This window comes from Sphingomonas sp. M1-B02, assembly GCF_026167525.1.
Lineage (GTDB): Bacteria > Pseudomonadota > Alphaproteobacteria > Sphingomonadales > Sphingomonadaceae > Sphingomonas.
Window position 1 is genome coordinate 2055418 of the sequence record NZ_CP110679.1, and the last position, 23221, is coordinate 2078638.

General features: G+C 66.5%; 28 protein-coding genes. 12 read left to right on the forward strand and 16 right to left on the reverse strand.

The features are described from left to right. Positions 1-7: 7 nt before the first annotated feature. The 5 genes from OKW87_RS09860 to rpiB all read right to left on the reverse strand — a co-directional run bounded on the left by OKW87_RS09860 (position 8) and on the right by rpiB (position 3267). Positions 8-277 carry a hypothetical protein gene (locus OKW87_RS09860; protein ID WP_265539077.1) on the reverse strand — a complete coding sequence of 90 codons (270 nt, stop codon included), beginning with the start codon at positions 275-277 and terminating at the stop codon, positions 8-10. Positions 278-339: 62 nt separating this feature from the next. Further along, on the reverse strand, positions 340-1056 hold the full coding sequence (locus OKW87_RS09865; RefSeq protein WP_443025046.1) for an RNA methyltransferase: 717 nt from the start codon (positions 1054-1056) through the stop codon (positions 340-342). After that, on the reverse strand, positions 1053-1514 hold the full coding sequence (gene nrdR / locus OKW87_RS09870; RefSeq protein ID WP_265539079.1) for a transcriptional regulator NrdR: 462 nt from the start codon (positions 1512-1514) through the stop codon (positions 1053-1055). Before nrdR ends, OKW87_RS09865 begins: the two co-directional genes overlap by 4 nt. Further along, the gene (gene glyA, locus OKW87_RS09875) at positions 1514-2824 is read right to left on the reverse strand and encodes a serine hydroxymethyltransferase (protein WP_265539081.1); all 1311 of its coding nucleotides are present in this window, start codon (positions 2822-2824) and stop codon (positions 1514-1516) included. The genes nrdR and glyA overlap by 1 nt, the downstream gene beginning before the upstream one ends. Further along, entirely contained in the window at positions 2821-3267 is a 447-nt protein-coding gene (rpiB, locus tag OKW87_RS09880; RefSeq protein ID WP_265539083.1) for a ribose 5-phosphate isomerase B, read from the reverse strand. Before rpiB ends, glyA begins: the two co-directional genes overlap by 4 nt. Positions 3268-3330: 63 nt before the next feature. Here rpiB and OKW87_RS09885 point away from each other — a divergent pair, with 63 nt between their 5' ends. Further along, entirely contained in the window at positions 3331-3600 is a 270-nt protein-coding gene (locus OKW87_RS09885) for a hypothetical protein (protein ID WP_265539085.1), read from the forward strand. Here the strand turns inward: OKW87_RS09885 and OKW87_RS09890 are convergent. Then, positions 3597-4445 carry a LytTR family transcriptional regulator DNA-binding domain-containing protein gene (locus OKW87_RS09890; RefSeq protein ID WP_265539087.1) on the reverse strand — a complete coding sequence of 283 codons (849 nt, stop codon included), beginning with the start codon at positions 4443-4445 and terminating at the stop codon, positions 3597-3599. The genes OKW87_RS09885 and OKW87_RS09890 overlap by 4 nt on opposite strands. A gap of 49 nt (positions 4446-4494) precedes the next feature. Between OKW87_RS09890 and OKW87_RS09895 the strand changes: the two genes are divergently transcribed. From OKW87_RS09895 to OKW87_RS09905, 3 genes are all read left to right on the forward strand, one after another. Continuing rightward, positions 4495-5061 (forward strand): DUF1579 domain-containing protein, encoded by a 567-nt coding sequence (locus OKW87_RS09895; protein ID WP_265539088.1) that lies wholly within the window; start codon positions 4495-4497, stop codon positions 5059-5061. Positions 5062-5149: 88 nt separating this feature from the next. After that, the gene (locus tag OKW87_RS09900) at positions 5150-6394 is read left to right on the forward strand and encodes a DUF3419 family protein (RefSeq protein WP_265539090.1); all 1245 of its coding nucleotides are present in this window, start codon (positions 5150-5152) and stop codon (positions 6392-6394) included. After that, on the forward strand, positions 6391-7047 hold the full coding sequence (locus OKW87_RS09905; RefSeq protein ID WP_265539092.1) for a class I SAM-dependent methyltransferase: 657 nt from the start codon (positions 6391-6393) through the stop codon (positions 7045-7047). The genes OKW87_RS09900 and OKW87_RS09905 overlap by 4 nt, the downstream gene beginning before the upstream one ends. Positions 7048-7060: 13 nt before the next feature. Here the strand turns inward: OKW87_RS09905 and hemA are convergent, their stop codons facing one another. Further along, a complete protein-coding gene (gene hemA, locus OKW87_RS09910) occupies positions 7061-8275 on the reverse strand; it encodes a 5-aminolevulinate synthase (protein ID WP_265539094.1) in 1215 nt (404 codons plus the stop codon). 285 nt (positions 8276-8560) lie between these two features. On the opposite strand from hemA, the gene OKW87_RS09915 reads away from it, so the two are divergent. Next, positions 8561-8728 (forward strand): hypothetical protein, encoded by a 168-nt coding sequence (locus OKW87_RS09915; protein WP_265539096.1) that lies wholly within the window; start codon positions 8561-8563, stop codon positions 8726-8728. Between the two features lie 11 nt (positions 8729-8739). Here the strand turns inward: OKW87_RS09915 and murI are convergent, their stop codons facing one another. Then, positions 8740-9537: a glutamate racemase gene (gene murI, locus OKW87_RS09920; protein ID WP_265539098.1), complete on the reverse strand. Its 798-nt coding sequence runs from the start codon at positions 9535-9537 to the stop codon at positions 8740-8742. Between the two features lie 89 nt (positions 9538-9626). Between murI and plsY the strand changes: the two genes are divergently transcribed. Together plsY and dprA are read left to right on the forward strand one after the other, a co-directional pair. After that, entirely contained in the window at positions 9627-10232 is a 606-nt protein-coding gene (gene plsY, locus OKW87_RS09925) for a glycerol-3-phosphate 1-O-acyltransferase PlsY (protein WP_265539100.1), read from the forward strand. Continuing rightward, positions 10225-11304: a DNA-processing protein DprA gene (dprA, locus tag OKW87_RS09930; RefSeq protein WP_265539102.1), complete on the forward strand. Its 1080-nt coding sequence runs from the start codon at positions 10225-10227 to the stop codon at positions 11302-11304. The genes plsY and dprA overlap by 8 nt, the downstream gene beginning before the upstream one ends. A 37-nt stretch (positions 11305-11341) precedes the next feature. Here dprA and OKW87_RS09935 read toward each other — a convergent pair whose 3' ends face one another. Beyond that, positions 11342-12640, reverse strand: coding sequence for an OmpP1/FadL family transporter (locus tag OKW87_RS09935; protein WP_265539103.1), 1299 nt, complete (start codon positions 12638-12640; stop codon positions 11342-11344). Between the two features lie 75 nt (positions 12641-12715). Beyond that, positions 12716-13126, reverse strand: coding sequence for a DUF2147 domain-containing protein (locus tag OKW87_RS09940; protein ID WP_265539105.1), 411 nt, complete (start codon positions 13124-13126; stop codon positions 12716-12718). A gap of 298 nt (positions 13127-13424) precedes the next feature. On the opposite strand from OKW87_RS09940, the gene topA reads away from it, so the two are divergent. Next, the gene (gene topA / locus OKW87_RS09945) at positions 13425-16019 is read left to right on the forward strand and encodes a type I DNA topoisomerase (RefSeq protein WP_265539107.1); all 2595 of its coding nucleotides are present in this window, start codon (positions 13425-13427) and stop codon (positions 16017-16019) included. 154 nt (positions 16020-16173) lie between these two features. Here topA and OKW87_RS09950 read toward each other — a convergent pair whose 3' ends face one another. Beyond that, positions 16174-16470 (reverse strand): SEL1-like repeat protein, encoded by a 297-nt coding sequence (locus OKW87_RS09950; protein ID WP_265539109.1) that lies wholly within the window; start codon positions 16468-16470, stop codon positions 16174-16176. A gap of 84 nt (positions 16471-16554) precedes the next feature. Then, the gene (gene panC, locus OKW87_RS09955) at positions 16555-17400 is read right to left on the reverse strand and encodes a pantoate--beta-alanine ligase (RefSeq protein WP_265539110.1); all 846 of its coding nucleotides are present in this window, start codon (positions 17398-17400) and stop codon (positions 16555-16557) included. A gap of 80 nt (positions 17401-17480) precedes the next feature. Between panC and OKW87_RS09960 the strand changes: the two genes are divergently transcribed. The 4 genes from OKW87_RS09960 to OKW87_RS09975 all read left to right on the forward strand — a co-directional run bounded on the left by OKW87_RS09960 (position 17481) and on the right by OKW87_RS09975 (position 20943). After that, on the forward strand, positions 17481-18275 hold the full coding sequence (locus tag OKW87_RS09960) for a division plane positioning ATPase MipZ (protein ID WP_443025047.1): 795 nt from the start codon (positions 17481-17483) through the stop codon (positions 18273-18275). Beyond that, a complete protein-coding gene (locus OKW87_RS09965; RefSeq protein WP_265539112.1) occupies positions 18275-18544 on the forward strand; it encodes a J domain-containing protein in 270 nt (89 codons plus the stop codon). Before OKW87_RS09960 ends, OKW87_RS09965 begins: the two co-directional genes overlap by 1 nt. Positions 18545-18623: 79 nt before the next feature. Beyond that, positions 18624-20012, forward strand: coding sequence for a phosphoglucomutase/phosphomannomutase PgmG (pgmG, locus tag OKW87_RS09970; RefSeq protein WP_265539113.1), 1389 nt, complete (start codon positions 18624-18626; stop codon positions 20010-20012). A gap of 166 nt (positions 20013-20178) precedes the next feature. Beyond that, entirely contained in the window at positions 20179-20943 is a 765-nt protein-coding gene (locus OKW87_RS09975) for an exonuclease domain-containing protein (protein WP_265539115.1), read from the forward strand. 163 nt (positions 20944-21106) lie between these two features. Here OKW87_RS09975 and OKW87_RS09980 read toward each other — a convergent pair whose 3' ends face one another. The 4 genes from OKW87_RS09980 to OKW87_RS09995 form a co-directional block, all read right to left on the reverse strand. After that, entirely contained in the window at positions 21107-21589 is a 483-nt protein-coding gene (locus OKW87_RS09980) for a DUF1440 domain-containing protein (RefSeq protein ID WP_265539117.1), read from the reverse strand. Between the two features lie 70 nt (positions 21590-21659). Beyond that, positions 21660-22547 carry a TraB/GumN family protein gene (locus tag OKW87_RS09985; RefSeq protein ID WP_322740309.1) on the reverse strand — a complete coding sequence of 296 codons (888 nt, stop codon included), beginning with the start codon at positions 22545-22547 and terminating at the stop codon, positions 21660-21662. A gap of 25 nt (positions 22548-22572) precedes the next feature. Then, positions 22573-23022 (reverse strand): hypothetical protein, encoded by a 450-nt coding sequence (locus OKW87_RS09990; protein ID WP_265539119.1) that lies wholly within the window; start codon positions 23020-23022, stop codon positions 22573-22575. Further along, positions 22988-23203 carry a helix-turn-helix transcriptional regulator gene (locus tag OKW87_RS09995; protein WP_265544082.1) on the reverse strand — a complete coding sequence of 72 codons (216 nt, stop codon included), beginning with the start codon at positions 23201-23203 and terminating at the stop codon, positions 22988-22990. Before OKW87_RS09995 ends, OKW87_RS09990 begins: the two co-directional genes overlap by 35 nt. Between the last annotated feature and the right edge of the window lie 18 nt (positions 23204-23221).

Below are 23221 nucleotides of genomic sequence, written 5' to 3' on the forward strand. Positions count from 1 at the left end.
CTGAGCCTTAGTTGCGGTTGAGCGACTGGCCGTCATTGCCTTGGGCACGGCGATTGTCGCGGCCATCGTTGCCATCACTGCCGTCGATGGTCGCCCATTCCGCCTTGCTATGGCACACCTTCTTGCCGCCCATGATGGTCCCGGTGGTGTTGATGCGACGGCAGATCGGCTTGTCCGCAGGCTTGGCCGCTTGCGGGTGCGCGCCAGCGCTCGGGGTTTCCTGCGCAAAGGCAGGCGTTGAAAGTGCAAGCAAAGCGAACAGCGGTACGAAACGCATTGAGAACTCTCCAAAGATCGGAATTGGGCGCTTTAACATAAGTTTGCGAGTTCGAGAAGGTATCAGCTGCGATGCTGTTTCCGGCCCGCCAGCGCAGAGAGCACCCCCCGCACGGTGCGCACTTCCTGCGAAGACCAGCTCGGCTTGGTGAGCAGGGTGCGCAGCGTGCGGCGGATCGTCGGCACGCGATCCAGCGGGTAATAATAGCCGGTATCGGCGAGCATCCCCTCGAGCTGCGCCATCATCCCCTCAAGCTCTTCTTGCGGCGCCGGAGGTTCGAGATGGGTCGTCGGCGGGCTCGCAAGCCCCTGCCCCTTCGACCATTCATAGGCGACGAGGATGACAGCCTGCGCGAGATTGAGCGATCCGAATTCGGGGTTGATCGGCACGGTCAGGATTTTCCGTGCAAGCGCGACATCGTCGGTCGCCAGCCCCGATCGCTCGGGCCCGAACAGGATCGCCGAGCGTCCCGGCGCGGCCCGAACCTCGCGCGCTGCCTCCTCGGGCGTCACCACCGGCTTGGTCACGCCGCGCTTGCGCACCGTGGTCGCATAGACCTGCGCGCAATCGCCGACCGCCTCGGCCACGCTAGCGAAGACCTGCGCCTGTTCGAGGACGATGTCCGCGCCGCTCGCCGCCGGGCCTGCCGACGGATTGGGCCAGCCGTCGCGCGGAGTCACCAGCCGCATCTCGGTCAGCCCGAAATTGAGCATCGCCCGCGCCGCCTTGCCGATATTCTCGCCAAGCTGGGGCCGGACCAGGACGATGACCGGGTTCACCCCTTGCCGACCTCGCTGACATTGCCCGCGAATTCCTCGAAGTCGCGCGCCTCGCGGAAATCCTTATAGACCGAGGCGAAGCGGATATAGGCGACCGAATCGAGGCCCTTGAGCCCCTCCATCACCAGTTCGCCGATCCGCTGCGACGGGATTTCGCTGTCGCCCAGCGTCTCCAGCTGACGCTGGATGCCCGAGACCAGCCGCTCGATCTGCGCTGCGGTGACCGGCCGCTTGCGCGCGGCGAGCGTGACCGATCGGATGAGCTTGTCGCGCTCGAACGGCTCGCGCCGCTCCTGGCTCTTCACCACCGTCAGGTCGCGCAACTGGATGCGCTCGAAGGTCGTGAAGCGCGCCGCGCACGCCTCGCACTGCCGCCGGCGCCGGATCGCCGCCCCGTCTTCGGTGGGGCGGCTGTCCTTCACCTGACTGTCTTCATTGGCGCAAAAGGGACAGCGCATCAGGCATCCGGATAGATTGGGAAGCGCGCGCACAGCGCCCGGACGCGCTCGCGGACCGCGGCCTCGACCTGGGCGTCGCCCTGCTCACCCTTCTGGCGCAGCCCGTCGAGCACGTCGGCGACCATGTTGCCGATCTCGCGAAACTCGCCCGCGCCGAAGCCGCGCGTGGTGCCGGCCGGGGAGCCGACGCGGATGCCGCTGGTCTTGACCGGCGGCAGCGGATCGTTGGGAATGCCGTTCTTGTTGCAGGTGATCGACGCACGCTCGAGCGCCTCGTCGGCGTCGCGACCGGTGACGCCAAGCGGAGTCAGGTCGACCAGCGCCAGATGCGTGTCGGTCCCGCCCGAGACAAGGTTGGCGCCGCGCTCGTTCAGCGTCGCGGCGAGCACCTTGGCATTCTCGACCACCGCCGCGATGTAGCGCTTGTAATCGGGCTGCAGCGCTTCGCCGAACGCAACCGCCTTGGCGGCGATCACATGCATCAGCGGCCCGCCCTGGAGCCCCGGGAACACGGCCGAGTTGATCTTCTTGGCGATCGCCTCGTCATCGGTCAGCACCATGCCGCCGCGCGGGCCCCGCAGCGTCTTGTGCGTCGTGGTGGTGACGACATGCGCGTGGCCGAACGGCGTCGGATGCGCGCCGCCGGCGACGAGACCGGCGAAATGCGCCATATCGACCATGAAGAGTGCGCCGACTTCATCGGCGATCGCGCGGAACTTGGCGAAGTCAATGATCCGCGGATAGGCCGAGCCGCCCGCGATGATCAGTTTCGGGCGATGCTCCTTGGCCTTGGCCAGAACCTCGTCGAAATCGATCAGATGGCTGACCGGATCGACGCCATATTGGACCGCGTTGAACCATTTGCCGCTCATCGCCGCCTTTGCGCCATGGGTCAGGTGCCCGCCGGCATCGAGGCTGAGTCCCATGATCGTGTCGCCGGGCTTGGTCAGCGCCAGCATCACCGCGCCATTGGCCTGCGCGCCCGAATGCGGCTGGACGTTGACGAAGCCGCAGTTGAACAATTGCTTGGCGCGCTCGATCGCCAGCGTCTCCACCTCGTCCGAAGGGTGGCAGCCCTGGTAATAGCGCTTGCCGGGATAGCCCTCGGCATATTTGTTGGTGAAGACCGAGCCCTGCGCCTCGAGCACCGCCTTGGAGACGATATTCTCGCTGGCGATCAGTTCGATCTGGTGCTGCTCGCGATCCAGTTCGTGGCGGACGCCGGCGAACACCTGCGGATCGACCTCGGAAAGCGTCTTGGTGAAGAAGCCGTCGGGCTGCAGCCCGGCGATCTGCGGGTTGGTGCTCATGACGGGCTCCTTTGGCTGAGTTTGTCGACGCGCCGCGCGTGGCGGTCGCCCAGGAATTCGGTTTCCAGAAAGGCGCTGATGCACGCCTGCGCCATCTCGGTCCCGATCAGGCGGGCGCCGAGCGCGATGACGTTGGCGTCATTATGCTGCCGGGCAAGGCTGGCGGACAGCGGCTCGGCGACCAGCGCGCAACGCGCGGCGGGATTGCGGTTGACTGCGATGGAGATGCCGATCCCCGAGCCGCACAAGGCGATGCCGATCTCCGCCTCGCCGCGTTCGATCGCCTGGCCCAGGGCAAAGCCGTAATCGGGATAATCGACGCTTTCGGGGCCGTGCGTGCCGAGATCGACCAGATCATGGCCCAAGCCACGCAACCAATTGGCAAGTTCGGTCTTCATGACGTAAGCGGCATGATCCGAGGCAATGGCGATGCGGCGCGACATGGCGCGTCCCTACGCCGCCCGGACCAAGCTGGCTAGACCGAGTCATTCTTTCTGGAGACCAAAATGCGCAAATCCCTTCTCATGATCGCCCCCGCCCTCGCACTCGGCCTGGCGCTCGGCGCCTGCTCGGAGTCGACGCAGGACAATCTGAGCAATTCGCTCGATCAGACCGGTGAAAGCCTGGAAAATGCCGCCGACGCCACCGGCGCGATGATCGAGAACGGTGCGGACCGCGCCGGCGCCGTGATCGAGAACACCGCGGACGATGTTGGCGACGCCTTCGCCAACGGTGCCGAGAATACCGGCAACGCGATCGACAATACGGTCGACTAATTCATCCGGCGAGGCGGCGGGTGCAACCAGCCCCGCCGCCGAGCTTCCCCCAAATAGGTCGCGCTGACCGCCAGATCGCTCCCGTCGGCAAGCAGCAGCCGCCAGCGCCGGCCCTGGCGACGCGCTCCGAGCACCGCCTGCGCCGCCACCCAGGCGCCCCGATGCACCCGGGCGCCATTGATACCCGCCACCTCGGCCAGCGCATCGCCGAAGCGATAATGGACCAGAGCGGTCTCGCCGTCGCGACCGCGCACCCGGCAATAATGATCCTCCGCCTGGATGGAAGCGAGGCTATCGGGGAGGATCCGGGCGCGCGCCAGCAGGCCATCCTCCACCTCGCCCTTTTCCTGCGATCCCGCACGCCGCAGCACGGTCCAGCTGACGAGCCCCGCCACGGCCACGATCAGGAAAGAGATTGCCAGCGCGCGCCCCCAGGTTTCCCAAGGCCCTGCCCGCATCGACAGACCCACCAGCCGCCCGCACAGCCCGATCTCGAGCGGTAAGGGCAGGTTGAGCAGCAAAGTCCCCAACAGCGACGCGCGCGGCCAGTCGGCCGGCTTGCGGACGGTCAGGAGGAACCAGCTCTGCCATTTGGCCGCGTTCCAGCCCATCAGCAAGATCCAGAACAGCGCGCGCTGCGCCAGCGGCAGCTCGCCGGTGCGGAAGCCGCCGGTCACGATCATCAGCCCCGCCGCGGCCGCGCAGGCGATCCACAGGATCGGGAAACCCGGCGGCGCCCGATCAAGCCGGACGCGTTTCGCGAAGTCGCCTGCGCGATTCGCGAAACCGGACTTGCCGGGCGCGGCCTCGCGACGGTCTGGCGATGCGGTCCGGGCGAAGAGCATGGCGGAGAGGCTGCCACCGCGCGCCCGGCAGAGCAATCGGGGATGAAGGATGACAAGACGATATTGGCTAGCCGCAGGCGCGCTCCTGCTGGCGCCGATCGCAGCGCAGGCGCAGGGCATGGATCATGGTGCGATCACGGCGCAGCAGGCGGCGATGGCGAAGATCGCGCCGATGCGCGGGATCTGGCGGGGGCCCGCCAGCACGAAGACGCCCCAGGGCGAGATCCGCATGACCCAGACCGAGCGCGTCGGCCCCTTCCTGGACGGCACCCTGACGCTGGTCGAGGGCAAGGCCTATCTCGAGGATGGCAGCGTCGGCTTCAACGCCTTCGCCACGATCTCCTACGACGTGGCGACCAAAACCTATTGGATGAACAGCCACGCCCAGGGCCGCAGCGGCCGTTTCGAGCTTAAGCTGACCGGAACGGGATGGACGTGGGACATTCCCGCCGGGCCGGCGATGATCCATTACGAAGCACGGTTCGAAGGCGGCAAATGGACCGAGGTCGGCGATCGCATTGCCCCCGGCCAGCCGCCGCAGCGCTTTTTCGAGATGACCCTAACACGGATCGGCGACACCGACTGGCCGCTCGCCGGCGGCGTGACGAAGAACTGACGGCAGCCATCGTCACCGGACTGCCACATGCAGCGGTTAGGGCGCTCGCATCGCTTCGCGAGCGTGCGGGCGCCCGGGGAGTTCGACGATGGGAAACATTGCGAAGACGCCAAAGAACGGCGCCGTGCGCGGCGCGGTGCACCGGCACGAACATCTGAGCAAGGAAGGCCTCCTCGAACGGGCCTTCACCTTTGCGTTCCGCGGCCTGGTCTATGCGCAGATCTGGGAAGATCCCGACATCGACATGGAAGCGCTGGCGATCACGCCCGATTGCCATGTGGTCACGATCGCCTCGGGCGGTTGCAACGTCTTTTCCTATCTTACCGCGAACCCGAAGAAAATTACCGCGGTCGATCTCAATCCGGCGCATGTCGCGCTCAACAAGCTCAAGCAGCAGGCTGCGCTCCATTTGCCGGACTATGCCGCCTTTCATCGCTTCTTCGGCGCGGCCGACAGCGCCGCCAACATCATGGCCTATCGCGCGCATATCCGGCCGCATCTGGACGAGACCTCGCGCGCATATTGGGACCATCGCACCCCCGGTGGCGCGCGTCGGATCGACGCCTTTCGTCGCGGCTTCTATCGCCATGGGCTGCTCGGCCGGCTGATCGGCTTCATCCACAAGATTGCGCGCTTCTACGGCACCGATCCCACCCGGATCCTGAGGGCCCGCACGCTTGAGGAACAGCGGGCGATCTTCGAGGCCAGCTATGCGCCCATCTTCGAGAAGAAGCTGCTGCGCTGGCTGATCGATCAGCCCGCCGCCCTGTTCGGCTTCGGCATCCCGCCCGTCCAATACGACCTGCTCAAGGCCGACGATCAGCAGGGCATCGCCGGCGCGCTGCGCAGCCGGCTCGAGAAGCTTGCCTGCGACTTCGATCTCAAGGACAATTATTTCGCCTGGCAGGCCTTTGGCCGCGGCTATGGCAAGGGTCCGGATGCGCCCTTGCCGCCCTATCTGCAGGCACGCCACTACGACACCGTGCGCGAGCGCGCGGATCGCGTGGAAATCCGCCACCAGAATATGGTCGACTATCTCCAGTCGATGCCCGCCCAGTCGCTCGACCGCTACCTCTTCCTCGACGCTCAGGACTGGATGACCGACGCCCAGCTCACCCAGCTGTGGAGCGAAGTCACGCGCACCGCGAAGCCCGGAGCGCGTGTCCTCTATCGTACCGCCGCCATCCCCGATGTCGTCGCCGGCCACGTTCCCGAGGCGATCCTCGACCAGTGGGACTATGCCCCCAAGGCGCTGCGCGACGACTGGACCCGGCGCGATCGCTCGGCCGTCTATGGCGCCACCCACCTCTGGACGCTGAAGCCGCAGGGATGAGCGAAGCGGTGACGGGCCAGAAAGCGCTGATGGACGATGTCTATTCGCTTCATCGCCACTTTTACGATCTCACCCGCCGCTTCTATCTGCTGGGCCGCGACCGGCTGATCCGCCAGCTTGCCCCGCCCCCCCGGGGGACGGTGCTCGAAGTGGGATGCGGCACCGCGCGCAATCTGATCATGGCCGCGAAGCAATGGCCCGATGCCCGCTTCTACGGCTTCGACATCAGCGAGGCGATGCTCGAGACCGCGCGCAAATCGGTGGCGCGCGCCGGGCTTTCGGACAAGGTGATCCTGGCGCAGGGCGATGCCGGCAGCTTCGATCCGCAATCGCTGTTCGGTCTCGACAAGGTCGACCGGGTGTTCATGAGCTACACCTTGTCGATGATCCCGCCCTGGCAGGACGCGATCGCGCGTGGTGCCCGGTGCCTGGCGCCGGGGGGCAGCCTCCACATCGTCGATTTCGGCCAATATGAGCGTTTGCCGGCGCTGGCCAAACGGCTGCACTTCAAGTCACTCAACGATTTCCATGTTTTCCCCCGCCGCGAACTGCCCGCGGTCCTCAAGCGAGTCGCCGAGGATCTTGGCCTTTCGCTGGAATTCCGATCGCTTCTGCGTGGCTATGCCTGGAGCGGCGTACTCCGCCGGGCCTGACCCACCGCCACGCTCAAGCCGCCTTGCGCAGCTCCAGCCGGCCCCAGATCTCGACCAGCGCGTCGACCAGCTCGCGCATCATCGCCTCGTCATGCGCGGGGCCGGGGGTGAAGCGCAGCCGCTCGCTGCCGCGCGGCACGGTGGGGTAATTGATCGGCTGGACGTAGACGCCATATTCGGCGAGCAGCACGTCGCTGATCTTCTTGGCCTTCACCGGATCGCCCACCATCAGCGGGACGATGTGCGTGGTCGAGGGCATCACGGGCAAGCCGGCGTCCGCCATCAATTGCTTGAGCTTGGCGGCCGACGCCTGCTGGCCCTCGCGCTCGCTGCTCGAACCCTTCAGGTGCCGTACGCTCGCCAGCGCGCCTGCGACGAGGACGGGCGAGAGCGAGGTCGTGAAGATGAACCCCGGCGCATAGCTGCGGATCACGTCGATGATCACCTGATCGGCGGCGATATAGCCCCCCATCACCCCGAACGCCTTGCCCAGCGTGCCCTCGATGATGTTGATCCGCTCGGCCAGCCCCTCGCGCTCGGAAATGCCGCCGCCGCGCGGGCCATACATGCCGACGGCATGGACCTCGTCGAGATAGGTGAGCGCATTATACTTGTCGGCCAGATCGCAAATCTCGGCGATCGGGGCGATGTCGGCGTCCATCGAATAGACGCTCTCGAACGCGATCAGCTTGGGCGCGCCGGCGTCGTCGGCTGCCAGCAATTCTTCCAGATGCGCCAGGTCGTTGTGGCGGAACACCCGCTTCTCGCAGCCCGAGCTGCGGATGCCGGCGATCATCGATGCATGGTTGAGCTCGTCCGAATAGACGATGCAGCCCGGCATCAGCTTGGCCAGCGTCGAGAGCGTCGCCTCGTTCGAGACATAGCCCGAGGTGAACAGCAGTGCCGATTCCTTGCCGTGCAGGTCGGCCAGTTCCTGCTCGAGCTGGATATGATAATGGGTGTTGCCGCCGATGTTGCGCGTGCCGCCCGAACCGGCGCCGACGTCGTGGAGCGCCTCTTCCATCGCCGCGATAACATCCGGATGCTGGCCCATCGCCAGATAGTCGTTCGAGCACCACACCACGATCGGCTTGGGGCCATTATGCCCTGCAAAGCAGCGGGCATTGGGATAGGCGCCCTTGTTCCGCAGCACGTCGATGAACACGCGGTAGCGGCCTTCGGCATGCAGCCGGTCGATCGCCTGGTTGAATACCCGTGAATAGTCCATGGCGGGCGACGGGCTGTCTTGGGTGCGCATAGGAAGGGTCCCCTACGCCCAAAATCTGGGCATTTCCAGCCGCCGGACGCCCACAATTTGCTTGGGAGCGCCCGCAAAGGCTGGCGGCAGTGAAAGGTTCTCCATCTTTTGCACCGTCCGTCGCCGAATCTGATTTCGGTTAATTCGCATCTGCATCAATATGATAAAACTCCATACATCGCAGACGACTCGGGCAAACAAGCAAGTCTGCGATTGAGGGCATTCGCCCTCGCCAACCAGAAACGGAGCGGAAAAATGTCGAACCGGGACCTGGAATACTACGAGCAGCGCCTCCGCCAGGAGCGGGAACATGCAGCGCGGGCTGACGATTCGTCGGCGCGGCGTGTTCATCTGGAGCTGGCCGAACATTATTCGGCGAAGCTGCGCGATCCGATGAAGATGCCGGCGATCGCACAGGCCTGAATCGCACAGGCCTAAAGCGCGACGACCTGGACCAGACCGTAACGCGCGAGCGCCGGGCGCAACGACTCGGCCCGCGCATCCATCGCGGTGAACACAGCCTTCCCCGCTACGGATTTTTCCGGCCAGGATTGCCCTTGCGTGAGATGGGCAACCCGCCGTGCGATCCCCGCCCCCCCGTCGACAAACGCGATGGGCCGCGGCGCGACGCCGGCCAGGTCGCCCTTGATCAACGGGAAATGGGTGCAGGCGTTGACGATCACGTCGATTCGTTCGCCGCCAGGCTGGTCGAGCAATCCCTCCAGAACCGCGCGCAGCCGATCGGGTCCCGGCGCCGTGCCCGCCAGCGCCGCCTCGGCCATTTCCACCAGTTCGGCGGAGCCATGCCGCAGCACCGTGCAGTCCCCCGCAAAGCGCGCCGCGAGATCGTCGACATAAGGCTGGCGCACCGTCGCCTCGGTGCCGAGCACGCCGATGACGCGCGTCTTGCTCGATTCGGCTGCGGGCTTGATCGCGGGCACGGTGCCGACGATCGGCACGTCCAGCGCCGCGCGGACATGCTGGAGCGCGATCGTCGATGCGGTGTTGCATGCAATGACGATCAGCCGGGGGTCGAATCGCTCGGCCAGCCGCCCCAGCAGCGCCGGCACCCGCGCCGCGATCTCGGCTTCGCTCCGCGTGCCGTAGGGAAAGCCCGCCGAATCGGCGACATAGACCAACGGCGCCTGCGGCAGCAGCCCCGCGGTCGGCGCGAGCACGGAAAGCCCGCCAACGCCGGAATCGAAGAACAGGATCGGGCGATCGTCGGACATTGGCAGCCGGATGGCCCGGTCGCCCGCCGCGGTCAATGTTGCGCGTCCCCCGGCAACGGCTATGATCGTCGCGATCAAGGGGAGCGCAAGTGCCAACCGAAATTCTATGGGCGGGTCCCGCTGCGGCGCTCGTGCTCGGCTATCTGCTCGGCTCGATCCCGTTCGGCGTGCTCCTGACCCGGATGGCCGGCGCTGGCGATCTGCGCCAGATCGGATCGGGCAATATCGGCGCAACCAACGTGCTGCGTACCGGACGCAAGGGTTTGGCGGCCGCGACTTTGCTGCTCGACATGGCCAAGGGCGCCGCGGCGGTGCTGCTTGCCGAAGGGCTGTTCCCGGGCACCGCAATTCTGGGCGGGCTCGGCGCCTTCATCGGCCATTGCTATCCGGTCTGGCTCAAATTCCGTGGCGGCAAGGGCGTGGCGACGCTGATGGGAATCGTCGTCGCGTTGCACTGGCCTGCCGGCCTTGTCTTCGCTTTGGTTTGGCTGGGCGTGCTTGCGACGCTGCGCATTTCCTCGGTAGCGGGGATGGCCGCTGCGGTCAGCGCTCCCGTCGCGGTCGCGCTCTGGGGACGGATCGACCTGGTCGTGCCGCTGGTCGGGCTGGCGCTGATCGTGATTTGGAAGCATCGCGAGAATATCGCTCGGCTGCTGAACGGCACCGAGCCGCGAGTCGGCCGCAAGAATGGCTGATCCGCGCGAGCCACGGCTACGGCTGCTGCGCTCGGCGAATATCGGACCCGTCACCTATGCCCAGTTGATCGCCCGGTTCGGCACCGCCGAGGCGGCGCTCGAAGCCTTGCCGATGCTGGCCGCGCGCGGCGGCGGGCGCGCGCCGGCGATCGCCGACATCGGCAGGGTCCGGCGCGAGATCGCCGCGGTCGAGAAGCTCGGGGCCCGCTACCTGTTCCTCGGCGACTCGGAGTATCCGGCGCTCCTCGCGGAAACCGACAGCGCCCCGCCCGCCCTGATCCTGCGCGGCCGGCTCGAACTGCTCCAGCGGACCTGCATCGCGATGGTCGGCGCCCGCAACGCCTCCGCCGCCGCCTGCCGCTTCGCGCGGCAATTGGCGCTGGGCCTGGCCGAGGCAGGCGCCACCGTCGTCTCCGGCCTCGCCCGCGGCATCGACACCGCCGCGCATGTCGGCTCGCTCGCGGGCGGCACCGTCGGCGTCATCGCCAGCGGCATCGATATCGCCTTCCCGCCCGAAAATGCCGACCTGCAGGAACGCGTCGCGCGCGAAGGACTGCTCCTCGCCGAACAGCCACCGGGCACCGAACCGCTCGCCCGCTTCTTTCCCTCGCGCAATCGAATCATCGCCGGGTTGGCGCGGGGCACCGTGGTGGTCGAGGCCGCGCCACGCTCGGGCTCGCTGATTACCGCTCGGATCGCCGCCGAGGCGGGTCGCGACGTCATGGCCGTCCCCGGCTCTCCGCTCGATCCGCGCGCGCAGGGCTGCAATCTGCTGATCCGCGAAGGTGCGACGCTGGTGCAGTCGGTGGACGATATCCTGGAGGCCGTCCGCCCGATCGATGCCCGCGTGGTGCGTTCGCCCGGCGGCAGCTTCGCGGGTCCGCCGCCGCAGGACGCGAGCGATCCCGAGCGCCGCGCCGTCGAAGGCCTGCTGGGCCCGGTGCCGGTCGCTGTGGACGAACTCATCCGCCAGGCCGGGCTGGCTCCCGCCGTCGTGCAAACCGTCCTGCTGGAACTCGAACTCGCCGGCCGGCTCGAGCGCCATGCCGGCGGTCGGGTAAGCCTTCGCTAGAACCGGCGGACGCGGAAGCCGCGCCCGCCGTCTTGGTTCAGAAGCCGACGCGGGCCCCGAGCGAAAGCACGATCGCATGCGCATTCTGCAGCGTACCGTCGCTCAGGATCGCCGTCTGCGCGGCGGTGCCGGCATAGGCGGCGGTCGGGCGATCGATCGTCTGGTCCTCGAACGTCACATAATTGGCGCCGAGATCGACTCCGATCCGCGGGGTCAGCTGGTAGCTGCCGCCGACGCCATAGTTCCAGCGGTTGGAATCGGGCACGCGCGCATCGCGCAGCCCGTTCTGGGTCGGCGTCTGGCCGCGCTGGACGCCCGCGCGCACGGTGAGCCTGTCGCTGGCGTCATAGTCGATACCGCCGGCGACGCTCAGCGTGTTGCGATAGCTTTGCGGCAGCGCTTCGTTGACCGGCGCGCCGAGCCGGATCGCGTCGAAATCGGCCCAGGTGAAGCGTACCGCCTGCGCGTTAAGCGTGACCTTCGGGGCGACGCGGAGGCGCGTGCCGACGATGATCTGCGCGGGCGTGCTGAAGGTGGCTTCGACGTCCGACAGCGAGCGGTTCGACGCGGCGAGCGGCCCGACAAGCCCGCTGACCGTCAGGTCGCCAGTCAGATGATGCTTGATGCCCGATTTATAGGCGATGCCGACGGTCATGAAGTCGTTGTGCATCTGCACGCCGGCGCTCCAGCCGAAATCCCAGCCATTGCCCTTGAGCTCCTGCCGGCCGTCGGGAAGCGTCGCGAGGACGTTGGGCAGCGCGTTGCTGAGACTGGCGTCGGCATATTCGACGTTGAGCGAGGCGCCGACGCGCAGCCAATCGGTCAGCGCCACCGCGACCGAAGGCTGGATGTCGATCGTCAGCAGCTTGGTGCGATCCGCCGAATAGCGCGCCCAGCTATCCTCGGCATAATCGGTGGTGAAGCTGTAGGGCGAGGAGAGCGCGAGGCCGAAGGCGATCCGATCGTTGAGCGGAATCGCGATCGCGCCGGAAGGCAGCACCCCCTTGTTGATCGGATTGCGCGAAACCTGCTCGCCGCCGACCGGCGCAAAGGCCTGGCCCAGGCGCCGGATCAGCGTGGCATTGTTGACGACGTCGCCCTTGGGCAGGATCGCCGCGGCGGCGATCGCCGCCTCGGCCTGGGTCATGCCGGCGATCGAGGCGGGGTTCCACCACAGCGACGGCGCGCCGGTATCGGCGACTTCGCCCGAAAAGGCGCGGCCCGCGCCGCGCGCCGATTGCTCCTGGAGGTAGAAGGCCTGGGCGTTGGCCGGCCCGGCGAAGGCGAAGATGGAGGTGAGAGCGGAAGCGGCGACGAGCGAGGCCTTGAGAAGCATGTTGGGCAATCCTGTACGCTATTAACTGGTAACGGTGGTCGAATGCGGGTGGTTGAACGGTGTGGCCAGCGCGCCTCAGCGCATCCGGGTCCAGGTCTGGGTCTTGCAGAGCGGCTTGAACACGCACCCGCGCAGCTTCAGCGTGTTGGCGTCGGCCAGGCTGATGTCCGCGCCATAGGTCTTGCCGTCTTCGGCATTGTAGATCTTGCCGCCGGTCCAGCCATTGCCCTGCTGCTTGAACCCGCCGAGGATCTGCAGACCGCGCAGCTTCCGGCTGCGCAGCGCAGCGTCGCGATTCCGGGCGTCCTGCAGGTTGGGATTGGTGCGCAGCGCGTCCGAGGTCAGGATCCGGCCGCAGATCGATGCGCCGCAGCGCTGGATTTCGACCACGGCGTTGCGCGTCTCGGTCTTCCAGCGCCCGACTGCGGCCGTGGCGTCCTGGGGCGCGGGCGCGCTGGCGACGAGCGCCGGCGCGAGCGCAAGCATGGATAGTATCGAAAACATGGGGTTGCCCTCTCCTGGAGTCCGCTTGCACGCGGGCCTTCCATAGTCGGGTGCCGAAACCGGATTTCAAGGGCGGCTGCGCCCAGTCGATCGGGTCGATTTCCCGGGTGATTTCCGGCAGATAGCCCTGCAATGCCAAGGCGGTGGCGAGCCCGAGGTCGCACGCTTGCCCGCTTTCCCTAGCGTCGCGTGGCGTCCGGCACCCATAAGCGGCACCCTTGACGCCCCGCCAAAAGCCCCCCCACCTTACACGCGTACACGTGAGGAACGCGAAAACTCCATGCAGCTTGTCATCGTCGAATCGCCCGCCAAGGCCAAAACCATCGAGAAATATCTCGGCAAGGACTATCGCGTCCTCGCCTCCTACGGCCATGTCCGCGATCTTCCGGCGCGCGACGGATCGGTGAACCCCGACGAGGGCTTCGCGATGGAATGGGAAGCCTATGCCGACAAAAGCAAGCAGCTCAAGGCGATCACCGATCTCGCCAAGACCGCCGATCGCCTGATCCTCGCGACCGATCCCGATCGCGAGGGCGAGGCGATCAGCTGGCACGTCCAGGAAGTGCTCCGCAACAAGAAGGCGCTGCCCAAGGAAGTCGAGCGAGTCACCTTCAACGCGATCACCAAGCCCGCGGTGCTCCATGCGATGGCGCATCCGCGCGAGCTCGATACCGATCTGATCGACGCCTATCGCGCCCGCCGCGCGCTCGATTATCTGGTCGGCTTCACCCTCTCGCCGGTGCTGTGGCGCAAGCTGCCGGGCGCCAAGTCGGCGGGGCGGGTCCAGTCGGTGGCTTTGCGCATCATCGTCGATCGCGAGCGCGAGATCGAAAGCTTCCGCCCGCAGGAATATTGGTCGGTCACCGCCGACATGGAGCAGGACGGCACGCCCTTCGTCGCGCGGCTCAACAAATATAAGGGCGACAAGATCGATCGCCTGACGATCGGCGACGGCAAGACCGCCGAGGCCGCCAGGAAGGCCGTCGAGGAAGGCCGCTTCTCGGTCGCATCGGTCGAGACCAAGCCCGCGATGCGCAATCCGCCGCCGCCCTTCACCACCTCGACGCTCCAGCAGGAGGCCGCGCGGAAACTCGGTTTCTCCGCCAGCCACACGATGCGCATCGCCCAGGGTCTCTACGAGGACGGCGCGATCACTTATATGCGGACCGACGGCGTCACGATGGACGGCGATGCCATCCAGGAGGCCCGAAAAGCGGTCGTGAACCGCTATGACGGCCATTATGTGCCGGAAAAGCCGCGCGTCTATACGACCAAGGCCAAGAATGCGCAGGAAGCGCATGAGGCGATCCGGCCGACCGATTTCTCCAAGGACAAAGCCGGCGGCGGCGATCATGCCCGGCTGTACGATCTGATCTGGAAGCGCGCGCTCGCGAGCCAGATGGCCTCGGCACGGATGGAGCGCACGACGATCGACCTCGAGGACGCCACCGGCCAGCACGGCCTGCGCGCCACCGGCCAGGTCGTGCTCTTCCCCGGCTATCTCGCGCTCTACGAAGAAGGCCGCGACGACCCCGTTGGCCGCTCTGGCCAACAGGCCGACGCGGATGCCGACGAGGATAGCCGCCGCCTGCCCAAGCTCAGCGAAGGCGCGACGCCCGCCAAGAAGGCGGTCAACGCCGAGCAGCATTTCACCCAGCCCCCGCCGCGCTTCTCCGAGGCGTCGCTGGTCAAGCGGCTCGAGGAGCTCGGCATCGGCCGGCCTTCGACCTATGCCTCGATCATCCAGGTGCTCAAGGACCGCCTCTATGTCCGGGTCGAGAAGAACCGCTTCTTCGCCGAGGAGAGCGGCCGGCTGCTGACCGCGTTCCTCGAGCGATTCTTCCAGAAATACGTCAATTACGACTTCACCTCGGGGCTCGAGGACGAGCTCGACGACGTGTCGGGCGGCCGCGCCGCATGGCAGGCCGTGCTCGAAGCCTTCTGGAAAGACTTCAAGCCGCGCACCGCCGAGGTGATGGAGCAACAGCCCTCGGCGATCACCGCCGAGCTCGACAAGTTCCTCGAACCCTATCTCTTCCCGGCCAAGGCCGACGGCAGCGATCCGCGGCTCTGCCCCAAGTGCGAAGCGGGCAGGCTGGCGCTGCGCGGCGGCAAGTTCGGTGCCTTCGTCGCCTGCTCCAACTATCCCGAGTGCAAGTTCACCCGCCGCTTCGCCCAGCCCGGCGGCGAAGGCGACGACAGCGACGGCCCCGAGACGCTCGGCACCGATCCCGACACCGGCCTGCCCGTCGAGCGCAAGTCGGGGCGTTTCGGTCCCTACATCCAGCTCGGCGAGGGCAAGGAGGCCGCGCGGGCCTCCATCCCGAAAGACGTCGAGATGGATCTTGAGATGGCGCTCAAGCTGCTCAAGCTGCCGCGCACGATCGGCATGCACCCGGAGACCGGCAGCCCGATCACTGCCTCGATCGGCCGCTACGGCCCCTATCTTGCCCACAACGGCAAATATGCGCGGCTCCAGGGCACGATGGAGGTGTTCGAGACGGGAATGAATGCCGCGGTGGTCAAGCTGGCCGAGGCCGCGGCAAACGGCGGGCGTCCGGCGCGGGGCGCGCAGGCGCCGCTCAAGGTGCTCGGCCCGCATCCGCGCACCGAAGCCGAGATCAAGCTGATGGAGGGCCGCTACGGCGCCTATGTCACCGACGGCGAGACCAATGCGACTTTGCCCAAGTCGATCGACAAGGACCAGCTGACGCTCGAGGAAGCCGCGCAGCTGATCGACGCGCGCGCCGCGGCGGGTCCGCCCAAGGGCAAGGGCAAGAAGAAGGCCGCGCCGAAGAAGGCGGCGGCGAAAAAGCCTGCGGCCAAGAAGGCGGCGCCGAAAAAGACCACAGCGAAGAAGGCGGCGACTGAATAACCATCCCGTCACCCCCGCGAAAGCGGGGGCCCATCTCCGGCGCGCGCAGCCGGCATCACGGCCGCCGCGCGGCGCAGCGATGGCAGGAGATGGTTCCCCGCTTCCGCGGGGATGACGCGCGTTGGTGGCAGGCGGCCCATAGCGTCCGCCAGCGCTACGCCGCGCGCTGCTCCAGTCCGCGGAGCCAGGCGCGTGCCGCCTTCTGCGCTTCGATGATCTCTCGCGCGGTCATGTCGTCGGCGATCTCGGCGCGGCATTCCTGCGCGCGCTCGCTGCCCGACGCCGCGGCGATGTTGAACCATTTATGCGCTTCGATCAGATCGACATCGATCCCTTCGGCGCCGCTCGAATAGACGATGCCCAGATCGTAACAGGCATTCGCATCGCCACGTGCGGCGTCGCGGAGCCGGCTATCCACCAGGAAACGTGCGCTCTTCAGGCTGTTGCCCATTGCCACTACCCCTTATCTGAACCCTCGTCTCCGGTTCTGCAGGGCAAGTGCCAACAAATGGTTAACGCTATTAACCCTGTTCGTTCATTCTGGGGTCACTGCAAGATTGTCGATGAGGCGGGTGATCCCGATCTTCGCCGCCGCCAATAGTCGCGCCGGCCGATCCAGCGTCTCGACCGGCACCAGCGTCTCGGCATCGCACAAGGCGACATAGTCGACAGCCTCGAACCCGGCAGCGGTCAGCTTGGCCCGAACCTTCTCGAGCACCTCGTCCACCGGCGCACCGCTTTGCAGTGCCTGCACCGCCTCGCCGAGTGCCCGCGGCAGCGCACGCGCGGCGAGGCGCTCGTCGTCGGTGAGATAGGCGTTGCGCGAGGATAGCGCGAGGCCGTCGACGTCGCGCTGGGTGGGCAGGCCGACGATCTCGACGCCCAGGTCGAGATCGGCCACCATCCGCCGGATCACTGCGAGCTGCTGATAATCCTTTTCCCCGAAGATCGCGACATCCGGGCGCACCTGGCCGAACAGCTTGGCGACCACGGTTGCGACACCATCGAAATGCCCGGGCCGCGCCGCCCCGTCGAGCCCGTCGCTCACGCCGCTCACCGACACGGTGGTGGCGAACCCTTCCGGATACATGATCTCGACCGAAGGCATCCAAAGCAGGTCGACGCCCGCTTCCGCCAGCATGCGCGCGTCGCTCTGCTCGCGGCGCGGATATTTGCCGAGATCCTCATTGGGCCCGAACTGCTTGGGATTGACGAAGATCGAGACGACCACGCGGTCGCCGGCGCGCCTTGCGGCGTCGACCAGCGCCATATGCCCCGCATGCAGCGCCCCCATCGTCGGCACCAGCGCCACGCGCTCGCCCGCTGCCCGCCAGGCGGAAAGCGCCTCGCCAAGCTCTTCAAGACGACGGATGCTATGCACGCTTTGACACTTTCGATAAGGCGGGAGGGCGGCCTTCTATGGGGGGCAGGCGGCACGATCAATAAAGGAAGTTGTACAGCGTGATCGACGGACCCAAACGCCTTCATGTCCTCGTTTTCGCGAACGAGAAAGGCGGCACCGGCAAGTCCACGACGGCGGTCCACGCGGCGATCGGGCTGGCGGCGAAGGGCGCGCGCGTCGCCTGTTTCGACCTGGATCATCGCCAGCGCACGATGGGCCGCTATCTCGACAATCGCCACGCGACGATCAGGCGCACCGGGCGCGATCTGCCGATGCCGGTCTATGAGACGCATGACGGGGAGAGCATGGACTTCTTCTCGGAAACGCTCGATCGGCTCGGCCGGGACGCCGACTTCCTGGTGATCGATACGCCCGGCCGCGACGACAAGTTCGCGCGCGTCGCGGTCACCAATGCCGATACGCTGGTCACGCCGATGAACGACAGTTTCGTCGATTTCGACTTGATCGGCCATGTCGATCCCGAGACCTTCCGCGTCTCGCGCCCGAGCTTCTATTCGGAGCTGATCTGGGAATCGCGAAAGCGCCGCGCCAAGGCCGATGGCGAGACGATCGACTGGGTCGTCCTGCGCAACCGCATGCAGCATATTGAGGCGCGCAACATGCGTCGCGTGTCGGAGGCGATCGACCAGCTCTCCAAGCGGGTCGGCTTCCGCGTGATCTCCGGGCTTTCGGAGCGGGTGATCTATCGCGAGCTCTTTCCACAGGGGCTGACGATGCTCGATTCGGGCGAATTCGGCGCGATGGGGCTCAGCCATGTCGCGGCGCGCCAGGAGCTGCGCGAGATGATCGCCGGCCTGGCGCTTCCCGAAGTCGCCATGCCGCTGTTCGCCTGATGATGAAGGCGATCCTTGCGGCGCTGATCATCGCCGCCATCTATTATCTGTTCTTCAGGCCCAAGCAGGTGGCGCCGAAGCCGCCTCGCGTCGTGAACATGGCCGAGGACGAGGCGCGCGCCGTGCTGGGGGTGTCCGCCACCGCGGACGCCGAGACGATCCGCGAGGCGCATCGCCGGCTGGTCAGCGCAGTCCACCCCGACAAGGGCGGCTCGGCCGAGCTTACCGGCCGGATCAACGCCGCGCGGGACACCTTGCTCCGCCCCTGACGGGTCGTACTCATTACGCCCGCAGATTGAACTTTCGGGCGGCTTGGCGGATTAGGCCCGCAAAGCTTTTGGAGGCAACATGACCCACAATTTCGATCCCACTTCGCTCCGCGAATATGACATCCGCGGAATCGTCGGCGAGGCGCTGGGACCCGACGATGCGCACGCGATCGGCCGCGGCTTCGCGACGCTGCTTCGCCGCGCCGGCGGGCACCGCGTGGCGGTGGGGCGCGACGGCCGCAATTCGTCGCCGATGCTCGAGGAGGCGCTGGTCGCCGGCCTCACCGCGTCGGGCTGCGACGTCGTCCGGATCGGCATGGGCCCCACGCCGATGCTATATTATGCCGAAGCCACGCTGGAAGTGGATGGCGGCATCCAGATAACCGGCAGCCATAATCCCGGCAATTACAATGGCTTCAAGATGGTGTTTCAGCACCTCCCCTTTTTCGGCGAGGATATCCAGAAGCTCGGCCAGATGGCGGCGGACGGCGATTGGGACGAGCCTGCGGGCGATACCAGCGTCACGGATTACGACATACTCGACGCCTATGTCGGGCGGCTGATGGCGGGCTATGCCGGCGGCACCTATCGCGTCGGATGGGATACGGGCAACGGCGCCGCCGGTCCGGTGATCGAGAAATTGGTGAAGCTGCTCCCGGGTGAGCACCACACGTTGTTCACCGAAGTGGACGGCGATTTCCCCAATCATCATCCCGATCCTACCGAAGAAAAGAACCTGACCCAGTTGAAGGCGCTCGTCGCCGAGAAGCAGCTCGATTTCGGATTGGCTTTCGACGGCGATGGCGATCGGATCGGCGCAGTCGACGGGCTGGGACGTGTCGTCTGGGGCGACCAACTTCTCTCCATTCTGGCTGAACCCGTGCTGCGCGAGTTGCCCGGCGCCACGATCATCGCCGACGTGAAGGCCAGCCAGGCGCTCTACGATCGGATCGGCGAGCTCGGCGGCGAGCCCTTGATGTGGAAGACCGGGCACAGCCTGATCAAGACCAAGATGAAGGAGACCCATGCGCCGCTTGCGGGCGAGATGAGCGGGCACATCTTCTTCGCGCATAATTATTATGGCTTCGACGACGCCCAATATGCCGCGGTCCGCCTGATCCAGGCGCTGCACGTCATCGGCAAGTCGCTGACCCAGCTCAAGGACGAGATGCCCCAGCTGGTCAACACGCCCGAGATGCGCTTCCAGGTGGACGAGAGCCGCAAGTTCGCGGTGATCGACGAAGTGCTCGACCGGCTCGAGGCCGAAGGCGCCGAGGTGAACCGCACCGACGGCGCACGCGTCAACACCCCCGACGGCTGGTGGCTGCTGCGCGCTTCCAACACGCAGGACGTGCTGGTGGCCCGTGCCGAGGCCAGGAATCAGGAAGGCCTCGATCGCCTGATGGCGATGATCGACGCGCAGCTCGCCGCGAGCGGGCTGGAGCGCGGCGAGCAAGCGGGGCACTGACGTCTAAAGCCCCTCCCCTTCAGGGGAGGGGTTGGGGGTGGGGGCGTGCCGTCTCACCGAGCCTGGGGCCAGAGGATAGCCCCCACCCCAACCCCTCCCCTGAAGGGGAGGGGCTTTCCCCAATTATGACTCGCATTCCGCCCTCCCAGCCCCCACTTGTGGCCGCATGGCACCTCCTGCCCCTTCCATCATCCGCGTCATCGATCTCGAGACCACCGGACAGGCACCGCCTGCGCATGGCGTGTGCGAGATCGGCTGGCAGGACGTTGCGCTGCGGCCCGATGGCCGGTGGGAGCTACAGGGCGAGGGCGGCAGCCGGCTGGTCAATCCGGGGCGGCAGATCCCGCCGCTGACCATGGCGATCCATCACATCCGCGACGAGGATGTTGCCGACGCCCCCTGGTGGCACGACGTTGCCCGGCCGATCCTCGATCCCTGGCCGCGGCGGGTGGCGCTCGCAGCACATCGCGCGACGTTCGAGGAGCAGTTCTGCACACCCTCGCTCACCCGCGGCGCCGACTGGATCTGCACCTGGAAATGCGCGCTGCGATTATGGTCCGATTCGCCGGGCTTCTCCAACCAGTTGCTGCGCTATTGGCGCAAGCCCGCGGGGATGGAGCATGAGCGCGGGTTGCCGGCGCACCGCGCCTTTCCTGACGCCTATGTCACTGCCTTCCACCTGCGCGACATGCTCAACGAGGTTGGCGCAACGCAGCTGATCGAATGGTCGCGCGAGCCCGGACTGTTGCCGCGCGTGCGCTTCGGGCCCGATCGCGGCAAGGAATGGAGCGAGATCGACGACGATGTGCTCCATGCCTTCATGGCCGATCGCGACATAGACATTCGCCACACCGCCCAAGTCGAATTCGCCCGCCGCAGCGGCGGCGGGGCGGTCAAGCGCAGTGCTTCGCCCCAGGACCTGCTGCTCTAGCCGTGCCGGCTTGCAATGTAGGATTTCATTTGCTTGACTAGGCGCGCGCAAGGGCTTGCCCGCGCACGCTCTTTGACCCGTTGTCGAGAATTTTTTCCGCCGCTCGATGGCTTGGGAAAGCCGTTCTTGGTGCGACTTTCTGTGACTTTCGGTGCCGCCGGGCTCAGCGGCGTCCGGCGATGAGCGTGCGGACGCCCTCCAGCACCCAGCCATAAACGAGATGCGACGCTGCCCCATAGAAATGGGTGGCCAAGGGCACCTCGTCCGGCGCGGCGCCCAGGCCGACGGCGGGGACCGCTACTTCATCGATCAAGGCGGCCGTCGCGATGCCATAAGCGCTGCCGAACCCCGCGCGCGCCGCGGGCCGATATTCGGTGAGCACGCCGTAGATCCCGCCGAGTACCCCACCGACGAGGTAATGGACTGCCTGTCCGGCCGGCTTGCGATACGGTGCAGGCACCGGATCGCCGGCGATCGCCTCGCTCGCTGCGTCCGCCGCCTTCACCGTTGCGGGATCGCCGTCGCCGCCCTCGTCGGGCAGCAGCTTCTGCGCCCTCGATTGGAACGCCGCCATTGCGGCGGAGGCGACCAGCCCGGCGGCGACGCCGGCCAGCAGGCCGAGAAAGGGTCGTGGATGATGGGCCATGTGCTGCTCCGATACGGGAAAGCCCGAACGCCCCATTGGGCGTCCGGGTTCACCGATGACAGCGCCCCGCTCAATATTGGACGCGAGTGGCCGTCAACTTGTGCGCCGCGAGCTTGGCCTGGACGCTCTCGCTGCCCGCCAGATGCCCTGCGCCGACCGCGACAAACACCGTGCCGGGCTTGGCCAGGCGCTGCGAGATCCACTCGGCCCAGCGCACGTTGCGATCGCCGAGCAGGATCTTGCCGAGCTCGGGCGTCTCGATGAGGCTTTCGTTCATCGTCTTGGCGAGCCCGTCCGGATCGCCGGCCGACCAGCGCGCGACCATGCCGTCCAGAGTCTCGCCCATTTTGGGATAATCATCGACGGTCGATACCAGGAACTTGACCTGCAGCGGCTCGGGCAAGGAGTCGAAATAGCCCAATTGCTGCTCTGCGGTCTCGAGCCCGATCACCGGCTTGCCGGCCGCCTTGGCTGCGGCGCCCAGCACACGCTCTGCGCCGCTTTCGGGATTATAACCGAGCTTCGGGAGCCCCGCGACGCTAAGCGTGACCGCCGCGAACCAGGGATCGAAACGGTCCAGCGCCACCGCCGGCACGCCGACATCCGCCATCGCCTTGCCATAGGCCTCGCGCTTGTCCGCGGGCAGTTTCTCGGTGAGCGTGGGGCCGGTCGGGTTCACCGCGGTCTTCATGATGATCCCCTGCATCGCCGCGGGATCGGGCTCGATCAGTTCGAGCACGAGCTCGTCGCTCTTGTCGAACGCGGTCTTCACCGCCTCGTCGAACCAGCTGAGACCCGGCTTCAGAACGTGGACGGTGCCGAACAGATAGATGGTCGTGTCGGCATCCTTGACGACCCACAAAGCGGGATCGGCATCCTTGGCCTCCTGGGCGTGCGCCAGGCCGGGGGTCAGGGTGAGTGCCAGCGCGGCTCCCGACCGCAGCAACATCTTCAACATGTCGGAAAGCTCCATTTCGAGTGAATCAGGACCGCAGTTTCTTCCAGAAATAGGCGGCAATCATGACGAGGTAGACCGTCACAAAGATGATCTCGTGCCGTGGCTCAGGGACCAGACCGCCCTTCCACAGCAGATACCAAGCGGGATAGGCGACAAGGAAGAAATAGAGGGTGAACATGCTCGACCAGTAATTGGTCAACCGTTCGACTTCGTCGACGGCGCGCAGATAGGCCCAGCTCGCGACGACGATCGTCACGGCCATGATCGCCGTGGCGACGATCGCCACCACGGGCGGCAACGGCCCGATCAGGCCGGGATCGTTCTGATCCCTGTAAAAGCCCATCAGACCGCCGCCGACCCCGCCCAGCGCGCCTGCGATAAACAGGATTCCGACGATCTTGCGGCGCCGCACCTTTGCGGCACGTTCGCCTTCGCCCAGCTCATGCGGCATCCGTGCCGCCCCCTTCGCCATCATCGAAAATCTCCTCGATGCTGAGCCCGAAGATGCGGCCGATGCGGAATGCGAGCGGGAGCGAGGGATCATATTTCCCCGTCTCGATCGCATTCACTGCCTGGCGCGACACGCCGAGACGGCCGCCAAGCTCTGCCTGGCTCCAGTCGCGTTCGGCGCGCAGCACTTTCAGCCGGTTCTTCATATGCCCCCGTCTCAGCCC